General features: G+C 59.3%; 16 protein-coding genes. 12 read left to right on the forward strand and 4 right to left on the reverse strand.

Translation table 11 applies throughout. The features are described 5' to 3' along the window. Positions 1 to 109: 109 nt before the first annotated feature. From TQ38_RS30310 to TQ38_RS27995, 4 genes are all read left to right on the forward strand, one after another. Positions 110 to 493 carry a response regulator transcription factor gene (locus tag TQ38_RS30310; protein WP_043976693.1) on the forward strand — a complete coding sequence of 128 codons (384 nt, stop codon included), beginning with the start codon at positions 110 to 112 and terminating at the stop codon, positions 491 to 493. Positions 494 to 620: 127 nt separating this feature from the next. Then, complete coding sequence (locus TQ38_RS27985; protein WP_043976574.1) at positions 621 to 2,633, forward strand: ATP-binding protein; 2,013 nt, start codon at positions 621 to 623, stop codon at positions 2,631 to 2,633. Between the two features lie 184 nt (positions 2,634 to 2,817). Next, positions 2,818 to 4,455, forward strand: a complete 1,638-nt coding sequence (locus TQ38_RS27990) for a PAS domain-containing sensor histidine kinase (RefSeq protein ID WP_043976572.1) — start codon at positions 2,818 to 2,820, stop codon at positions 4,453 to 4,455. Between the two features lie 161 nt (positions 4,456 to 4,616). Next, positions 4,617 to 5,270 carry a sensor histidine kinase gene (locus TQ38_RS27995; protein WP_052505807.1) on the forward strand — a complete coding sequence of 218 codons (654 nt, stop codon included), beginning with the start codon at positions 4,617 to 4,619 and terminating at the stop codon, positions 5,268 to 5,270. A 29-nt stretch (positions 5,271 to 5,299) separates the two neighbouring features. Here the strand turns inward: TQ38_RS27995 and TQ38_RS28000 are convergent, their stop codons facing one another. Further along, positions 5,300 to 5,752 (reverse strand): helix-turn-helix domain-containing protein, encoded by a 453-nt coding sequence (locus TQ38_RS28000; protein ID WP_043976571.1) that lies wholly within the window; start codon positions 5,750 to 5,752, stop codon positions 5,300 to 5,302. Between the two features lie 124 nt (positions 5,753 to 5,876). Here TQ38_RS28000 and TQ38_RS28005 point away from each other — a divergent pair, with 124 nt between their 5' ends. After that, a complete protein-coding gene (locus TQ38_RS28005) occupies positions 5,877 to 6,860 on the forward strand; it encodes an MDR family oxidoreductase (protein WP_043976568.1) in 984 nt (327 codons plus the stop codon). Between the two features lie 293 nt (positions 6,861 to 7,153). Here TQ38_RS28005 and TQ38_RS28010 read toward each other — a convergent pair whose 3' ends face one another. From TQ38_RS28010 to TQ38_RS28020, 3 genes are all read right to left on the reverse strand, one after another. Continuing rightward, positions 7,154 to 8,011, reverse strand: a complete 858-nt coding sequence (locus TQ38_RS28010; protein ID WP_043976566.1) for an alpha/beta fold hydrolase — start codon at positions 8,009 to 8,011, stop codon at positions 7,154 to 7,156. Between the two features lie 86 nt (positions 8,012 to 8,097). Further along, entirely contained in the window at positions 8,098 to 8,817 is a 720-nt protein-coding gene (locus tag TQ38_RS28015; protein ID WP_043976689.1) for a hypothetical protein, read from the reverse strand. 155 nt (positions 8,818 to 8,972) lie between these two features. Next, positions 8,973 to 9,806 (reverse strand): alpha/beta fold hydrolase, encoded by an 834-nt coding sequence (locus tag TQ38_RS28020; RefSeq protein WP_043976564.1) that lies wholly within the window; start codon positions 9,804 to 9,806, stop codon positions 8,973 to 8,975. Between the two features lie 136 nt (positions 9,807 to 9,942). Between TQ38_RS28020 and TQ38_RS28025 the strand changes: the two genes are divergently transcribed. The 7 genes from TQ38_RS28025 to TQ38_RS28055 all read left to right on the forward strand — a co-directional run bounded on the left by TQ38_RS28025 (position 9,943) and on the right by TQ38_RS28055 (position 17,594). Next, complete coding sequence (locus tag TQ38_RS28025; RefSeq protein WP_162792450.1) at positions 9,943 to 11,910, forward strand: ATP-binding protein; 1,968 nt, start codon at positions 9,943 to 9,945, stop codon at positions 11,908 to 11,910. Between the two features lie 217 nt (positions 11,911 to 12,127). Continuing rightward, positions 12,128 to 12,748: a cysteine hydrolase gene (locus tag TQ38_RS28030; protein ID WP_370059842.1), complete on the forward strand. Its 621-nt coding sequence runs from the start codon at positions 12,128 to 12,130 to the stop codon at positions 12,746 to 12,748. A gap of 146 nt (positions 12,749 to 12,894) precedes the next feature. Further along, entirely contained in the window at positions 12,895 to 13,725 is an 831-nt protein-coding gene (locus tag TQ38_RS28035; RefSeq protein WP_043976559.1) for an alpha/beta fold hydrolase, read from the forward strand. Positions 13,726 to 14,143: 418 nt separating this feature from the next. Continuing rightward, positions 14,144 to 14,545: a DUF2721 domain-containing protein gene (locus TQ38_RS28040; RefSeq protein ID WP_240198197.1), complete on the forward strand. Its 402-nt coding sequence runs from the start codon at positions 14,144 to 14,146 to the stop codon at positions 14,543 to 14,545. Positions 14,546 to 14,704: 159 nt separating this feature from the next. Further along, positions 14,705 to 15,127 (forward strand): ATP--cob(I)alamin adenosyltransferase, encoded by a 423-nt coding sequence (locus tag TQ38_RS28045; RefSeq protein WP_043976556.1) that lies wholly within the window; start codon positions 14,705 to 14,707, stop codon positions 15,125 to 15,127. 101 nt (positions 15,128 to 15,228) lie between these two features. Next, entirely contained in the window at positions 15,229 to 15,720 is a 492-nt protein-coding gene (locus TQ38_RS28050) for an NAD(P)H-dependent oxidoreductase (protein ID WP_240198198.1), read from the forward strand. Then, a complete protein-coding gene (locus tag TQ38_RS28055; protein ID WP_043976554.1) occupies positions 15,717 to 17,594 on the forward strand; it encodes a cation:proton antiporter in 1,878 nt (625 codons plus the stop codon). Before TQ38_RS28050 ends, TQ38_RS28055 begins: the two co-directional genes overlap by 4 nt. Positions 17,595 to 17,693 lie beyond the last annotated feature (99 nt).

The following is a 17,693-nucleotide window of genomic DNA, read 5'->3' on the forward strand; positions in this document are numbered from 1 at the left end:
ACAATACCGGCATTGGTTTGAGGCAAACTATGTGGAGCGTGCAGGAGTGATCATAGCCGTCGATGGAACGGCTCAGGTTGAAGGGGCCTCAGATGCGGAGGAGGGAAGTATGCAACCGATAACACCCATCTCCACAGATATTCCTGTCATCGGGATCGTTGATGACGATGAGGACGTTCGGATCGCCCTTGAGGCTCTGGTAGCGAGCATTGGTTTCACATCCAAGATGTTCGAGACGGCCGACGCCTTGCTGGCCTCCGGCCGGCTGGCGGAATTAGACTGCGTGGTGACCGACCTTCAGATGCCTGGGATGAACGGTTTATCCCTGGCACGACATATCCAGCGCACGCGACCAATGCCCGTCATCCTTATCACGGCATTTCCGGCGCCCGGACTGGACGAGCAAGCAGCAACAGCGGGGGTAAGGTGCTTGCTTCGCAAGCCGTTTGACCCCCTCGCCCTCATCGACGAATTGGAAGCGATCGCTCGTTGATCCTCCATCCGGGCAGCGTCGGACCGGCCAGCCCAAATGCGACAGGACCAGGGTCGCATCCCAGACGATATCCTCGTATAGCCGGGTAGCCGCTCTTTCAGCGGCGCATTGTGCGGCGGTACGACACTTGGATCCTTTCGATCTCCTCAATGAGAGCGTTGTGCGCTTCGGGCGCGACGGGCTTATTCTCGGCTTCAATCGTGAGTCCGAAACACTTTATGGCTGGGATCGCACAACTGTTATCGGGAAGCCATTTCCGCAGGTTTTCGGTGAAGAAGCTGAGGGCTGGGCAGAACGCTTGGCCGAGAGCGATAAATGGCAGGGCGACGTGCTCCGGCAGACCAGTAAAGGGCCGATCCAGATATCGCTCCGCTGGTCTGCACGGCGCGACACTGATGGATCTTTGATCGAAATTTTCGAGACCGGCCGTAATATCGAGGATGTCCGTCAGTTACGCCGGTCCGCTGAAGAAAATGCCTTCCGCTACGATAACCTCTTTCATGCCATTGCGGTGGCATTCTTCGAGATCGACTTCAGCGGCGTCGGGGCCGAATTAAAGCGTCTGAGAGAGAGCGGCGTCACCGATATCCGGGCTTACCTTGACGCACATCCCACCTTTGTTCGGCATCTGCGGGACTTCGAAGACATCCTCAGCGTGAACGACGCGGCAGTGCGTCTGTTTGGTGCCGAAAATGCGGAAGATCTGACTGGCTTTCGCAGTGGCCGCCTATGGCCGGACGAAAGCCTGCCCGACTATGTCAATGCGCTGATGGCCGTGCTTGACGAACAAACCCACTTCGTGTGCGAAACCCGTCTGAACGCGTTGGATGGGCGCCAGATCGACGGGCTTTTTACTGTCGCTTGGTCTCCGGAGACCCGCAAGCGCGGGATTATGGTCATAGGAGTAATGGACCTCGGCGATCGTAATCGCGCGCATGCGGAACTCGCCAGAAGCGAGTCGAACTATCGCAACCTTCTGGATGTGATGTCGGTGGGATTGATCGAACACGACTTCACCGATGTCGATATCCAGCTTGAAGAATATCGCGCCGAGGGCGTGACCGATCTCGAAACCCACCTCCTTGCCGATCCGGCCCGGACCATGCGCATGCTCGACGCAATGCACATCCGGACGGTGAATGACCAGGCGCTGCGGATCTTCGGAGTCGACCGCCACGATCAAGTCCCCGGCGGGCTTCGATGGCTTTGGCCGCAAGACAGCTACGGCATCGTGGCGCGAGCCATCGACGGTCGTTATCGCCGGGTCCTGATGCCACCTACCGAGACTCGAATTCGCCGTCGCGACGGTAGCGTGATCGACGTTGCGCTTGCCATCTGGGCAGCACCGGAGCGGCTTCCTGGACAGCCGGTTATGACAGCCCTGATTGATATCAGCGACAGAGTCGCAGCGCAGCAAAGGCTTGAGCATGTTCGCGCCGAATTTGCGCACGCATCCCGGATTGCGACCTTGGGCGAGTTAGCTGCATCGATCGCGCATGAAGTCAGCCAGCCACTTTCCGCAATTGTCTCGAACACCATCATCGCCGAGCGTCTCTTGGAGCGAAGGAAAGCGTCGATTGACCACCAAGTACTTCCCATGATCCGGCACACGATCAGCGCCGCGAAGCGTGCCGCAGACATCATCTCGCGCGTTCGATCGGTAGCTGCGCCCCAAAGCGGACAGGCAGAGCCGCTTTCGATCAATGACGTAATTATCGAGGCCTTGCAGTTTGTCCGCCAAGAACTCGTCCAGTCCTGCGTCTCCTGCACCCCGGTACTGGGAGCCGAGCTCCCCACAGTTTGCGGTGACCGCATCCAGTTGCAGCAGGTGGTCGTAAATCTTGTTCTAAATGCTGTCCAAGCGATGCGTGATTCACTGAGCCAAGCTGGCTCGATCACCATATCAACCTGGGCAGAAGGCGCGTGGTTGAAGGTTCGTGTCGACGATGTCGGGCATGGTATTTCAACCGATCAGCTCGAACGTGTTTTCGATAGTTTCTACACCACGAAGACGGGCGGCATGGGGATCGGCTTGGCGGTCTGCCGCTCTATTGTCGAACAGCATGAAGGTGCCATAATAGCTACCTCGCTGCCCGTAGGCGCGCGGTTCGAGGTAAGCCTTCCCATTGGCACGCATTAGCGTAATCCACGACCAGACCGCTTTGCCCCCTGGCAACTGAGCGGCACAGTTTGGGTCAGCGAACTATCTCGGACCCCATACCGAGGTTGGATATGGTACGGGCCAGTTTTCTGGCATGCTCGGCTGATCGTTGAACTGCCAAGTCGCTCGCCACGCGGTGTTGTTGACGGCCGGGGAGAGTATTATGCCGCAGCACGAGCGGGCTATGCGGCCGAGCCAGAAAGAATTCGGCTGGCTTGAGGGTTCCATGCCGCAGATTTTCTGGATTGCGGGCGCGGACGGAAAAATGCGCTTCCTCAGCAAGGGATTTTCCGAACTGACCGGGCTGGATGGCGACGAGGTGATCCGTGGAGATGGCTGGAAAGAGGTCGTTTACCCCGAAGATATGCCGTCTCTCGAAGCACTGTGGCGCGATGCGCGGGCCGGAGCGTGCGAATCTCGTAGCTACTTCCGGATACGGCTTCGAAGCGGGCTCTATCGCTGGATGCACTCTGTCGGCCGCCCCGTCTTGTCCTCCCATAGCGGCTCAATCACGCACTGGGTCGGCGGGCTCGTCGATGTCGACACCGAGTTCCGCGCGCATCGTTCGATCGCGGAAATGAACCGCGATCTAAACCTGAAAGTCGATGACGAAACAGATTTGATGACGCGGCTGCGCTGGCGCTTTCGCTCGCTTTTCCATGACCGCAACATCGGCGTTATCGAAATCGACGTAGCAGGTATCAAAGCTGAGATTGACAGCCTTCGGCTCGCCGGTGTGAAGGATATGTCGGACGTGCTTACCGGAAACACAGATACCATGGACGCTCTGATCAATCGGGCGAGCACTGTTGAAGTGAACCGGACGCTGGCGCTTATGTTGGGTTTTGAGGACGCTGATGCATGCCTGGTCGGGCATCGGCAGTTGCTCGGCCGCCTGGGGGCGAGAAATCCCCTTCGATTGGTGGTTCAGGCATTGGTCGCTGGCAGGGATGCCTTGGACGGGGTAGCCGATCTGACAACTGCGGATGGGCGTTGCCTCACGGTCGCTTATGCGATCAACATCTCAGAGGATTCCACTTGCTATGCCACGCTCGTAGATATCACGCAGCAACAACGAATGGCGGAACTGCAACTGGCCATTCAGTCCCAACTCGCTCAGGCTAACCGCGCCGCCACGATCGGTGCGCTTTCCATTTCGATCGCGCACGAGTTGGATCAACCGATTACTTCGTTGAGGATCGAATTGCAGGCCTTGGAACGGTCAATTTCCAGCCTGCCGGAGCCATCGACCGCAGTACATGCAGGGCTTCAACGCGTTCAGCGCCAGTGCGAGCGCCTGACCCATATCATCCACCGAACGCGTGATCGGGTATCGAGCCACGATCGGTCCGTTGGTATGGTCGATCTTGCGATACTTGCTGAAGCCTTGCCCTCACTCCTTCAGCGCGAGATCAAGGACGGTGCGGTGCATCTTGAAATCGCAAGGCCGCGCGGCCCTTGCTTGCTGAAAGCCGATCCGGCAGACCTCCAGCAAGTGCTCGTTAATCTCGTGTTAAATGCCATCGAAGCTATGCAGAAGATGCCGGCTAATACGCGCTCGGTTTGGCTCAGTGTCGCCCAGCAGGATAACGGCGTGCGTGTGCAGGTGATCGATTCAGGCCCCGGCATCCAGGAGCAGAATTTCCTGCGGATATTCGACCCGTTCTTCACCACGAAACCAAGCGGGGTTGGCATGGGCCTCCAAATCTGCCGCACGCTCGTTGAGTCGATGGGCGGGGATTTGCAGGCCCGAAACGTTGCGGGTGGTGGCTCGATTTTTGAATTCTGGATCCCGAACTGAGGAGGCTCATTCCAGTGCCGCGCTGGATTTTGACCCGATCTAGCCCATTTGACGGATATTTCAGGGCTATCCCGTGCCTCAGCACAGGGCAGGGCAGACTACCGTATTGTTTCCTCCCGAACCGGCTCGCGCCACAGTGAAGTCGATGGAGGATCTGCGCGATGATAATCTCTAACGGTGAAGGGCCCGCAAGTAGCTCTGTTCCGTTCGAATACGAAGGCGCGGGGCGCCGAGAGGCCGACCATCGGATTGCAAACAGCCTTCAACTTCTGTCGGCGCTTTTGTCATCGCAGTGCCGAGAAGTTAGTGACCCCGACGCCCGGGCCGCGCTTGAAACGTCGGTTCAGCGAATTGGCGCCATCGCGGGAGTCCATCGGCAGCTATACAAATCGCCTGGCCAGAACAGCGTCGATCTGTGTGCTTATCTGATGGATCTACTCGCCGGGCTGCAGGAGAGCTTTAGCTGTGAGCACCGTCAAATTCACTTAGAAGCTGATCCGGTCAACACGCCGAGCGAATTTGCCAGTGTGGTCGGAATCATTGTGACCGAGCTCGTGATCAATGCGTGCAAGCACGCATATGCAGCGGATCAGCATGGCTCCATCACGGTGACGCTGGCGATCGATGGTGCGCGGGGTTTCATACTCGAGGTTCGGGATCGGGGCCGCGGTCGAAGATACGAAGGACAAACGGATCTTGGGCTTGGGTCTCGGATTATCGACCTGATGACGCGCCAGCTTGGCGCAGATGCGCGATACGCACCGGTTACGGTCGGGACATCCTTTGTTATCACCGGCGGACTGCCATCGACGTGATCGTGGTGCGCCGGCCAAGGCATTTTCCGCTAATTTGCTACCGGCATGGCAATCTGGTCAGGTTCCGGAATTGCCGGGACTGATGCCGCCTTTTCGGGCTTATGACGAGGCGCAGCTTCGCGGGGGCAATCAACCTGCAGCGCCGGCAGCTTCTGCTGATCCGTTCTGTAACCCTCACCCCAGTCGCGCAGGCTCAGCATTACCGGCGCGAGCGACTTCGCAAGCGGTGTCACTTCATATTCGACCTTCGGAGGCACCTCGGCAAAGATATGCCGCGTCAGGAGCCCGTCGCTCTCAAGTTCGCGCAGTTGAAGGGTCAGCATCCGCTGGGTCGCGTTGGGGATCAGTCGCGCCAATTCCATAAACCGCTTCTTTCCGCCAAGGAGATGAAAAAGGATCAGTGGCTTCCAGACCCCGCCGATGATCGAAACGGTAAGCTCAACGGCGCATCCACTTTTTGGCTCAAGTCGCTTCGGGCGCATTGGGCGGCTCCAGTTCCGGTAGTATCATGAATGATAGCATCAGCGATAATTGTGCGGTCTTACGAAGATCGCCCTTCAGCCTTATTCCAGACCACTGACATCTTCAAGAAAAGGAACCAGCCTGGTGGCATTTCGAGCGATTCTCGCGGACCGAACCGACGGAGCGATCACCGCTTCCGTCACGACTGTTGAAAACGACATACTCCGTGATGGTGATGTTACAGTCGCCGTGGAATGGTCCAACGTGAACTACAAAGACGCCATCGCGTTTGTCAGCCCACAAATCATTCAGACCTTTCCGTTGATACCGGGCATCGACTTTGCGGGTAGGGTCGAGCACTCATCGGATCCCCGTTTTGTCGCAGGGGACAAGGTCGTTGCAACAGGATGGGGGCTAAGCCAAACTCACCATGGTGGATTCGCGCAGCGTGCACAGGTCAAGGCTGACTGGCTCGTCAAACTTCCGGACCCGCTCAGTACTCGCGACGCTATGGCCATCGGCACTGCCGGCTTCACGGCAATGCTGAGCGTCCTGGCGCTGGAAGATGGCGGGATCGTCCCGCAGCGCGGTGACATCCTGGTTACCGGTGCCTCTGGCGGGGTCGGGTCCATAGCGATCGCCATCCTCAGCGAGTTGGGCTATCATGTGCTTGCGTCCACCGGGAAGGCGTCGGAGGCGGAGTATCTGCGACGTCTTGGCGCTTCGGAGATCATCGATCGCGAGACCATCTCGAGCGAAGACAAACCGTTGGGACCGGATAGATGGGCGGGCGCGATCGACACGGTCGGGAGCCGGACCCTAGCCAATGTGCTGGCGCAGACGAAGTATCGCGGGGTAGTCACGGCGTGCGGCTTTGTCGGCGGTTTTGATCTACCCGCGACCGTGATGCCGTTCATCATGCGGAATGTAACGCTAGCCGGCATCGATTCTGTCAATGCCCCGCAAGTGGTTCGCGAGCGGGCTTGGCAACGCTTGGCGACAGATCTCGATCTTGAGAAACTGGCGCTGGCGGTAACTGAAATCGGGCTGGAAGAGGTTTTAGGCGTCGCTGGTGCAATGCGCGCAGGCAAGTCCAGGGGACGGTCGATTGTCGATGTGAACCGTTAGATAGTAAGGGAAGGGGGCACCGCGTTACAGCGACCGCCCCCTTTTGCACCATCTGCGTACGTAGGTCTGGGGGGCGACGTGTCGCGATCGCGTCAATATCGCTCTTTGCGGCGTCCTCCGCCGGCGAGACGACGTTACCGTGCAAAACGCCTCCACCAGGCCAGAGAGATATCAAAAGCACCGCCAGCGCAGAGCCTAAACCAACGGCTTCGGGGACGACGACGGGATGCCAAGCCCATTCAGATCATCGGACCTGTTTCAATTGGCGCGAGTTGGAATCCATGAAGCCGGCACTAGGGCGCCACACCAACGTCGTGGCGACTGATCCATTCCGTGGCACACCGGGCGTATTCCTCGGCAGCATCCTCCCAGACGAAATGACCCGCCTCGATCACCTGTGCTTCACAATGAGGAAGACGCGCCTTCAAGAATTCGCCATTCGAAGGTGGGACGAAAGGATCGTCGCCGCCGGAAAGAACGAGCACGGGAACGTCGATCCCAGGCAAAAGCGCTGCGAGCCGGGGAAGGTCCAGCGGATAAGCGCGAACGAAGTCGGCAGCCGCGTTCCAGCGATCTCCAGCCGCAGACAAGCGATAGTCCTCGATAACCGCGGCGGGCGGGATGACCCGTGCGAGTTGCCTGACCAGCCCGACGACCTGTTCGCCGCCATCGATGCCGTCAAAATCAGACCTTTTGCTGTGGGCGATCTGGACGAGCGGTTCACCAAGAAGTTCCATGGCCGTGCCGCCGCTCCCGGCGACGATACTGGCGAAACGTTCAGGGTTCGTGGAGGCGGCGAACAGCGCCGCCAACGTCCCAACATCGGGAACGATAGCGTGGACGCGTTCGAGTTCAAAAACGTCCAGCAGCTTGACGAGGAAGAGGCCCATTGCCGAGGGCGACATCAGGTCTTGCCTTCCTTCGGATCGACCGAACCCAGGCAGATCGACCGCAATCACCGGCCCCATGGCGGCGAAGCTCTCCCAAACCGGTAGAAACGCGAAAAGGCTTTCCGGGAACGGCGCGGTAAGAAGGATCGGGATACCCGAGCTTACCCGCCGATCCGTCGCGTAACGAATGGAAAGGCCGTCGATAACGATGTGGTGAGTAGCGATCGGACCGATCACGATGTCTTCGTTTTGGTCAGGCATGATCCCACCTCGCTTAGTCGGAAAAAGTGCGCCAGCAGGCGCGCGAGCGTTAGGGCCCGGGGCGATTGCGTCCCAAGCCCGCGTGCTTAACTCAGAGTGATCCGATCAAGATCAATCGAGACGACCAGCGGTTCGGCCATTGCTTTTCCATCGGGCTGTCGCGGGAAAATTCGCCGCTTGGTCGGGAACATCACACCTTGCACCTCGACGTAGTCCGATACGAGGTGCGCGCCTGGGGTGTTGCCCGCAATCTCGACGTCGTAGTCGTGGCGCCGGATCAAGCCGTCTGCGCCAATATAAAGCGTTTGCTCCGTGCTGTGCGTCGCGATCGTGTCGGGGAAGCGAATCCGCAACCGCCGCCAACTCTCGCCATTCTCATCCCAGGGATCGATCTCATGCGTTTCGACACCCTCTTCGGCGAGAAGGAACGGCATTGTGAGATAGGTCCACATCGCGATTCCCGCGAAATAGGCGAGTTGTAGGTCGGACCATGGCGTCTCGAGCGTGTGACCAGCGAACGAAGCCCGGGGATCCTCCAGAAACTCCAATGTTTCGTCCTTGTCGGAGCGAAGCTCGACGAGGGCGGGCGTGAAGATCGACTTGCGCGAAGCGTCGCCAAAAGGCGCGTGTGATGCGCGCTCGCGACGAAGGTCGATTGTGACGCTAGTATCGTCCAGCAGGCCCGCTTTGCCCTTGAGCGTCCACAAAGCACCGCCCTGGATAAGGTGAGCGGTCAGCGAAGAGAACGACTTCCACTGGGCGAGACCGCCATGGGCGTCGATGATTTCCGATGCGAGCTTGTCCATGTGCATTCCTTCGTTTCCTAGAGACTAGACAGGCGGCCGTGTGTCGTGAACGTGGACACTGGTATGGGGTCAATGGACCTGAGTCCGTGGAGGCTGGCCGCCATGTTCGCGGCAACGCTGTGAGGCCCCACCCAAGGCCCGGGCAAAGCCCCGGTTTAGGCGTCCAGAAAAAGTTGCAGATGCGTGAGAAACAGCTGCGGGTATTGGAACTGCGCCGCGTGGCCGGAGTCCGGGTAAAGTATCAATTGGCTGTTGGGCAGATGCTGCTGAAGGTAGAAGGAGTTGATCGTTGGCAGCATTACATCGTTGCTACCGTTAACGACTAGCACTGGCATCGTGAGTGCAGACAAATCCGCGAAGCGTTCGCCATGCGGCACGATCCAGTCTCTGCCGGCGGCAACTTGGGCCATTATCGTCTCCATCCCGCTCGGCGGGTCGACGTCGACGGTCCGCTCATGACGCCGCTGCCAGAACGCCTTGGCCGCTGCGCGCCCCGCATCGGAATGTCCAAAGAACAACCAGGCGATATCCTCTTCACCTGCGCTGCCACGCGCGCGCTGCGAAACTTCCGCTTGGTAGGGCGTCGGGTCCCCGCCGCGTGGGCTCGTGCCGACCAGTGCGAGCCGCCGGATTCGCGCCCCATTTTCCTTGGCGAATGCCTGGGCGACCATCCCGCCCATGGAAAAGCCGAGCAAGTCGAACGTCTCCAGCGCGAGAGCGTCGACAAAGTCCCTGACGCATCCTGCCATGCCTTCGATCGTCGTCGGCGTGGCGCCAGTCGAGGCACCCACGCCGGCATTGTCGACAAGGATCACGCTTCGGTCCTGGGCGAGCCCATCGGTGAGGTAGGGATCCCAATGATCCAATCCTCCAGTGAAGTGCTGAAGCATGACGATTGGACTGCCGGCCCCGTTGCCGAAGCGGCGATAAGCATAACGTGATTCGCCGACCTCGACGTACTCCGTGGGAGCGGTCTTATGTTTGTTCATGAGTGGTCCTCCTTAGAAAGGAAGTTGCCCAAGGCACGCTCGCTTGGCGATATGCACCATGGTAGGGGGCGAGCGAGACCCTATCTGAAAGATAATGGATCGAATCGTCGGCCAGTGGCGAATACGGAGTGAAGACTTGGAAGGCGCAAAGTTGAAATTCCGCGATGGCATCATTGCCGCCGCCTTGGCCGCGACAATTTTCGTTGCTGACTGCAGCGCGACGCTAAATGCGTCTGTAGCGATTATCTACATTTGTGTTCTTGTTCTCGTTGGACTTCGTGGTACGCGCCGCGATATTATGTTTGCAACGGGTGCGTGCGTTCTGCTGTCCACCCTCGCATGGGGTCTTGTCCACGCCAGCGCTCCGGATCTGCCAAGCGCGCTTCGCTTTTGTTTTGTCATCGTCGCTCTGGCTCTAACCGCGGCGCTGCTGATGAACCGTCTGAAGATCCAGAGGATGCGGATCGAGCTGGAAGAAAGCCGCGTCGAGTTGACGACTTTCGCTGACTCCGTCCCACAACTTCTATGGCGTTCGACGCCGGACGGTCGGTGGGATTTCCTCAATCGTCGTTTCACTGAGATTACAGGGGTGGAGCGCGAGGAAGGCATTGCACGCCAGACATGGCGCGAATGCGTTCACCCTGACGATATGGGACCACTCCGCGAGAAGCTCGCCCGGTCGCTGGAAACGGGTGAAGATGTGTCGCATCAGGTGAGGCTGCGCCACAAGGACGGAAGCTACAGGTGGATGTCTATGGCGCGCCGGGCGGTGCGTTCACCCCAAACCGGGGAGATCCTCCGATTCTACGGGGGCAGCACCGATATACACGAGGAGGTACTTGCCCAGCAGAAAGTACACGATCTCATGACACAGTTGGAGCATCGCGTGGAGCTGCGAACCGCGCAGTTAACACAGACCGAAGCGCGCTACTCCAGCCTGTTCGATGTCGGGAACATCAGCTTTGCGGAGATGGATTTCAGCGCCACGAAGCCGATCCTCGACCAATTGCGCGCAGAAGGCATTACGGACCTGCGCGCCCATATGCATGCGCATCCTGACTTGTTTCACCATTGTCTCGGCCTCATCAAAACCACCCGCGTCAACGAAGCCCTCGCGCGCCTGATGGGGTATGAAAATCTCGCAGAACTATCCTCAAACCCGCCGGCCGAGAATGCTGATGACGGGCCGGAAGTTCTTCTGCGCCAACTCGAGATGGCCTACTACGGATCCGAATATATCGACGGACGTACGGTTCTGATCGGCAAGGACGGTCAACGCATCACGGTCTTTTTCACTGTGATCCGCCTGGACAGCGGCCTTCATCTATCAAGTCACCTCAACCTGACAGAGCAGGAAGGCATCGCCGAACTGCGGCGCGCCGCACAGGACGAACTGGCGCGCGCTAACCGGATTGCGACCGTCGGCGCCTATTCAGCCACCATCGCGCACGAACTCAATCAACCGATCTCATCGATGACGATGGATGTGCAAACGACCCTTCGTTGGCTTCATTCCGAGCAGCCGGACGTCCTGTCGGCCATTCGAGGCTTGGAGCGCCTCACCCGCACGGTGGAGAGGGTAAGGGCGATCGTGCAGCGGACCCGCGAAAGCGTCACCGCGCATAGACGCAAAATTTCGCAGTTCAATCTGTGCGCGCTCGTAACCGAAACCTGCGATCTGCTTGACAGCGAGGTGCGACGGGCAGGGGCGGCGCTTGAATTGCAGTGCGACATGGAGTTCCCGCCCATCCAGGCAGACCCCATCGAACTGCAGCAGGTTCTGGTCAATCTTACGACAAACGCAGCAGAAGCGATGATCGCGACGCCCGGCGTACGCCGGATAGTAGTGTCCGTGCTGAACACGGGGGAGGGCGTATCGATTTCCGTGGCAGATACCGGACCTGGCATCGCGCAGGACCAGCTTGAGCGTTTGTTCGAGCCGTTCTTTACGACGAAGCCTTCGGGGATGGGAATGGGCCTGCAGGTATGCCGCAATGCCGTAGAAAGCATGGGAGGTACGCTCGAGGTTCGCAACCGGGAGGAGGGGGGAGCAATTTTCGCCTTCGTGCTCCCCGCGTCCGAAAAAATACAGACAGCGGCCTGACGTGCCCCGGTGAGCGCCCACCTTGGTATGGGGTCGGTGCTGCTCAGGTAGAATGGTTAGGGGGCGTCGACATCGCCACAGTGAGGGCACGCCTTCCACTGCGTCCGATGGAGCACCGATGACCTATTCGCCTCGCAATCCGGCCTATGCAGATCCGGAAAACCCCGCCTTGCCGGCATCGACTCTCAAGCTCGACCTTTCACGGGTCGCGCTTGTCGTGACCGATCCCCAGACCGATTTTCTGGGCGAAACGGGCGCGGCCTATGGTGTCTTTGCAGAGAGCATCGAGGAGCACGGGACTGTTCCCAACCTGCGCCGCCTGTTCGAGGCCGCGAAGCAGGCGGACATCCCCGTCATCGTCTCGCCCCACTATTATTATCCGCACGACCATCGGTGGGCGTTCGCCGCGCCCGGTGAGATCATGATGCACAATCTCGGCATGTTCGAGCGGAAAGATCCGTTGTCGGTCGAGGGCTTCGAGGGATCCGGGGCCGACTGGTTGCCGGAATTCAAGGATCTAATCGAGGACGGCAGGACAGTTGTGTGTTCACCGCACAAGATCGCTGGCCCACAGACGAACGACACTATGTTCCAGCTGCGGAAGACGGGCGCGACGCAGGTGATCCTGGCGGGCATGGCGGCAAATTTCTGCGTCGAATCGCACCTTCGCGACTTTGTCGAGCATGGTCTTGAGGTAATCGTGGTGCGCGATGCGACGGCCGGCAGCAAAATTCCCGAAGGAGATGCCTATGCCGCAGCACTCCTCAACTTTCGCTGGCTCGCCAACGCCCTCTGGTCGACCGATGACACTGTCGCGGCACTGGAACGCGCATCGTGACCACGCCCGGCCTCACAGCCCTCGAGGGGTGGCTCAAACTTGACCGTCGTCAGTTGCTCGGCGGCCTCCTGGCTACTGGGGCAGTCGCAGCGGCACCCGCGTGGGGCCTGCCCACCTCTCTATCCCATCCAATAGGAGTGCAAAACATGGCTTTCTTCACGACCAAGGACGGCGTCCAGATCTTCTACAAAGACTGGGGACCGAAAGAGGCTCAGCCGATCGTCTTCCATCATGGCTGGCCACTGAGCGCTGACGACTGGGACACGCAGATGCTCTATTTCCTGGCGCATGGCTTTCGAGTAATTGCGCATGACCGGCGCGGTCATGGGCGCTCGACCCAGACCGATACCGGCAACGACATGGATACCTACGTCGCCGATCTGATTGAATTCACAGATCATCTGAATCTCAAGAACGCTGTGCATATCGGACACTCGACCGGCGGCGGCGAAGTGGCTCGCTACGTTGCCCGCGCCAGACCTGGCCGGGTGGCTAAGGCGGTTCTAGTCGGTGCAGTCCCGCCGATCATGGTCAGGTCCGACAAGAATCGCAAAGGTACTCCGATCGCGGCCTTCGATGGCCTCCGTTCCGCGCTAGCTGCCAATCGCGCGCAATTCTATCTCGATTTAGCCAGCGGCCCCTTCTACGGCTTCAACCGAGAAGACGCGAAGATATATCCTGGGACCATCCAGAATTGGTGGCGACAAGGAATGATCGGTGGCGCGAAGGCGCATTACGACTGCATCGCCGCATTCTCGGAGACCGACTTCACCGAGGATCTGAAGGCAATCTCGGTCCCCACTCTCGTTATGCATGGCGACGACGACCAGATCGTTCCGATCGCCGATGCTGCGGAACTCTCAATCAAACTGCTCAAGCATGGCGAACTCAAGGTCTACAAGGGCTACCCACACGGTATGCTGACGACGCATGCGGACGTACTCAACCCCGACCTTCTCGCTTTCATAAAGGCTTGAGGAGCGCAGGCGGCATGAGAGCCAGAGGTTTCGATAAGGTGGGCCGAGGTGAACGCACCCTGGCTACAAGCCGGACACGATCAGGTAAGCGCGTTGCTGGCATCACACGCGGCCAGATCGGCAACTTCTGCACTGATGCCGCCTGCATTTCTAACAAAGCCCTGGTCCGTATTAGCTGGGTCCGCGGCCTTTTGCTCACGGTTTCACGTGAGTTCTGGCACCAGCCTTGCGATCGCCGTCGACGTGGCCCTGCTCGCGGCGCTGCGCGGGCTTATTGCTGGGAGGCCGGAACAATGATCCTCTTTGATATGCTGACGCTCATTTGCGGCAGTGATCGCAAAGGCCAGGCGGGATGGTCTCACCAGATCCCCTGACGACCGCTGCGACTGCACATGTGGTTCAGACGGCATTGGCCCCGATGTTCATGCTTTCGGGCATCGGCGCATTGCTCAACGTATTCGCAACCCGTCTCGCGCGTGTTGGCGATCAGGCTGACCAGCTTTCGGCCGGCCCCTGCGACGACATCTTGGCTTTCCGCCTTCGCAGCTTGCGGCGCCGATCGCAGGCGCTTGACTTTGCGGTTCTCGCTGCCGCGTTAGCTGCGGCCCTGACGTGCGCATCTGTCTTTGTCCTGTTCCTAGCGGCTCTGGCTGACCGACCGGCCGCCGTCTTGTTGTTTGCCCTGTTCGGGGGCGCAATCGTGCTAACGATGTTGGCAATCACCTGCTTTGTCGGGGAGATGTTACTGGCTTCGCGCGGGGTTCGCCGAGCCGTCGATCAGAGCATCGATACCAGTCCGGAATTAGAGACGGGAGCCTAACATGCGCTCCCTTCCAAAGCGCGGGCAAACTACGCAACGGCAAAGCATTGCTCTGCCGTGTCAGCCCATACCTTGGCATAGGGTATCCCGATATCTGGCGTGATTGGATCACGTTCGGAATGAGGCCAGCACGGTGGTTCAAACTTCCCGAGGGTGACCATGCCAGTCCTTGTTGAAACGATAACGCTCGACGATGCACGTAAGGCGATCGATACTGCGATCGAGGCTGCTCGCCGTCTGGAAGTCCGAGCGACCATTATCGCCCTCGACGCTGGCGGCGACCTTGTCCTTGCCACTCGAATGGATGGAGCCTGGCCTGGCGCATTTGATCTCGCGCTCGCCAAAGCGCACGCCGCGCGCGCCTTTGCTGCACCGAGCGGTGCATTTACCCGTCTCGTCCAGCCTGGCGCACCGTTGTTCGGCGTGACCGCAGTTGCAGCCGGAAAGTACATGACGTTGCCAGGCGGTGTCCCGATCGTTCATCAGCTAGCGGTACTTGGCTCGATCGGCGCGAGCGGCGGGACCCCCGACCAGGATGAGGCTATTGCCTGGGCCGCCGTGAGATCGGTCATTGCGGAATGACGGACTTTTCGGCGGCGCCCCCTCCTGCGACCGATGATCCTCCGCAAAACAAGGAGGGATGCCTCCTTGTCGTGGCCCATCCAAGGCTCGATCGAAGTGTCGTGAACACGGCGCTTCTCGACAGTCTCGCTGGCGAAAGCTTTGTAGAAATCCACGACCTATACGAGACCTATCCGGACTATCAGATCGACGTAGCGGCCGAGCAGGAGCGGTTATCGCAATATGCAGTGATCGGGCTGCAATTCCCACTTTTTTGGTATTCGATGCCCTCTTTGCTGAAGGAATGGTTCGACCTGGTCTGGCTCCATGGCTTCGCCTACGGGCGGGGTTCCTCAAGCCTCGTGGGGAAGCGTTTGTTCTGTGCGGTGTCGACTGGGGGCGACGCACGAAGTTACAGCGCAGGGGGCCATAACGGATATCCGATAGACGACTTCATGCGGCCGCTCGAGCGAACCGCGGCGCTATGTCAGATGCACTGGGCGCGCCCGCATATTGTTCATGACGCCCCGCGGATGCGGGGTGATCGTTTGAGCATGGCCGCTCTCGCTTATCACGCATATTTGCGTGAACGCCTGGCGGAAGCTATTCGATGACCTCGTCCGACATCCTTGCGCATACCTTCATCTATTTGCTCGCTGCGGTGATTGCCGTCCCCATCGCTAAACGCGTGGGGCTTGGTGCCGTGCTGGGCTATATCCTGGCGGGCGCGTTGATCGGACCGGGCGTTCTTTCCTTGACGGGCGATACCGAAGCCGTCGGACATGTCGCAGAGTTCGGGATTGTCATCCTGCTGTTTCTGATCGGTCTCGAAGTTCGACCCCAGCTTCTTTGGCAAATGAAGTCTCTCATTTTCGGTCTCGGTGCCGCGCAAATGGCGGCCGTTTCCCTGGTCATCACACTTGCGGGTGTCGGGCTGGGCTTGTCCGTTGCCGCAGCTTGGACCACGTCGGTTATTCTGGCGATGAGCTCGACCGCCCTCGTGATGTCCACGCTTGAAGAACGAGGCCAACGCTCCGGTCCGGTCGGCCGAGCCTGTTTCGGCGTGCTTCTTTTCCAGGACATGTCAGTCATACCATTGTTTCTTGTCGTACCGCTCCTTTCGGCGGCCGCCGGTGAGGTAACGAATGAAGCCGCCACCCCTGGGTGGCTGCATGGTATCGAGATTTTGGGTGCGCTATTGGCGCTGATTGTCGGCACCCGCCTTGCTGTCCGCCCTCTTTTCCGTTTCATTGCCGCGTCCGGATCCCGAGAAGTGTTCACCGCAGCCGCCCTGCTTCTGGTGGTTGGCGTCGCTGCGCTGATGACTCTCGTTGGCCTTTCCCCGGCGCTGGGAGCTTTCATCGCTGGTATGGTTCTCGGCGAAACCGAGTTTCGACAAGAAATCGAAAGCGACATTGAGCCTTTCCGCGGACTGTTGCTCGGCCTCTTTTTCATCACGGTGGGAGCTGGTCTCGACCTGGGCCTTTTACGGCATGAGGCACTTGCGGTGCTCGCAATTGCTATCGGCTTCATGATTGCCAAAGCCGCAGCAATGTACATGGTTGGCCGGGCGTTCCGGTTCGTCCGAATTGAAGCGATTACCCTCGCTGTGGCATTGTCACAGGGAGGTGAATTCGCGTTCGTGTTTGTTTCATTCGCAAAGCCGCTGGCAGTCTTACCCGAACATCTTACTCGCCTGCTGCCCGCAGCTGTTGCCGTATCGATGCTTCTCTCGCCGCTTGCAACACTGCTAACCGAACGCCTGGTCCGCTGGCGCGGCTGCGTACGAAAGGTAGAGCGTGAAGCCGACCATGAATTTTCCGACCGCTGCGACGTAATTGTCGCTGGTTTTGGCAGGTTCGGCCAGATCGCTGGCCGCCTGCTCCAGGCCAACGGTCACAGGCTGTCCATCATGGACACCAGCCTGCGGCAGATCGAGGTTGTCCGACGCTTTGACCAGCGGGTCAACTTTGGCGACGCAACCCGGCTTGACCTCCTGAGGGCAGCAGGTGCCGACACGGCCCAGATTCTTATTGTCGCCATCGATGACCCGTCGCAAGCGTTGACGCTGGTCGAAACCGCACGGCGCTCGTTCCCACAGCTCAGTATCCTTGCCCGGGCATTTGACCGGCGGCATGCCTACCAACTTCTGGAAGCCGGTGCCGATCACGTCGAAAGCGAGACCTACGAATCGAGCCTCCTTCTTGGGCGCGAGGCGCTGCAAAGGCTAGGTTACAGGGCGCACCGGGCTCATCGGGCGGCCGCCGTATTCCGCATGCATGACCGGGCACTGTTCGAGCGTCACAAACCGGAGAAGCCGGATGATGCCGGCTTCTTCAAGGCATCGCAAGCTACGGTAACCTCGCTTGCCCAACTGCTGTCCGACGATCTGTCGCGAGATCACGGACACAGCGGCCTGGACGAGGACTGGGGCACACGGGGCCTCTATTCGGAATTGAAAGGTGCGGATCAACCGGTTGCGCCTTGACCCGAATTCACACGGCCAATGCGCGCTTGGCCGGCCAAAAATGTCGAGGCAACATACCGACGTATGGGTCTTAACGCCGCCCTCTCGTGCTATTATCGC

The organism is Novosphingobium sp. P6W, assembly GCF_000876675.2.
GTDB lineage: Bacteria > Pseudomonadota > Alphaproteobacteria > Sphingomonadales > Sphingomonadaceae > Novosphingobium.